We start from the raw sequence: 606 nt of genomic DNA on the forward strand, positions 1-606 counted from the left end.
TCATGTCCATCGTCACCTGGTACTTGGGGTAGAAGACGTCCATGTAGCTCGCGCCGCCCTCCTCCTCGTCGTAGAGGCCGTACCACACGTCGGTGTAGACGAAGTCGGCGCCCTTGATGCTCTCGATGTCGTCGGACACGGTGATCGTGCCGCCGGACGCCTTGCAGTTCTCCTCGGCGATCGCCATGATGTCGACGGTCTTGTCGACGACCAGGCCGCCGTCGGTCACCTGGTGGCCCTTCGGGCCGAAGTGCACGAAGTCCATGCCCATCTTCGAGGCGATGAACATCAGCGACACGCACACCTGCGTGGCGTCGCCGACGAAGGCGAGCTTGCAGTCCTCGATGGACTTGCCCTCGGGCAGGTTCTCGATCATCGTCATGAGGTCGCCGAGCTCTTGCGTGGGGTGGTTGTAGTCGGACATGCCGTTGACGACCGGCGCGGCGGAGTTCGCGGCGAGGCCCACCACGTCGGGGTGGCGGTTCACGCGGGCCATGAGGATGTCCACGAGCGAGCCCATGACCCGCGCCGTGTCCTCGAGCGTCTCGTGGCCGCCGAGCTGGATGGTGCCCGGGCCGAAGAACTGCGCGTGGCCGCCGAGGTCGG

The 606-nt window shown here is 66.0% G+C and carries 1 protein-coding gene; it reads right to left on the reverse strand.

Features of this window, described 5'->3' with window-relative positions:
- On the reverse strand, positions 1 to 606 hold a 606-nt coding region (locus H8S61_RS17240), incomplete at both ends, for a Rossmann-fold NAD(P)-binding domain-containing protein (protein WP_494546108.1).

This window comes from Eggerthella hominis, from assembly GCF_014287365.1.
GTDB lineage: Bacteria > Actinomycetota > Coriobacteriia > Coriobacteriales > Eggerthellaceae > Eggerthella > Eggerthella guodeyinii.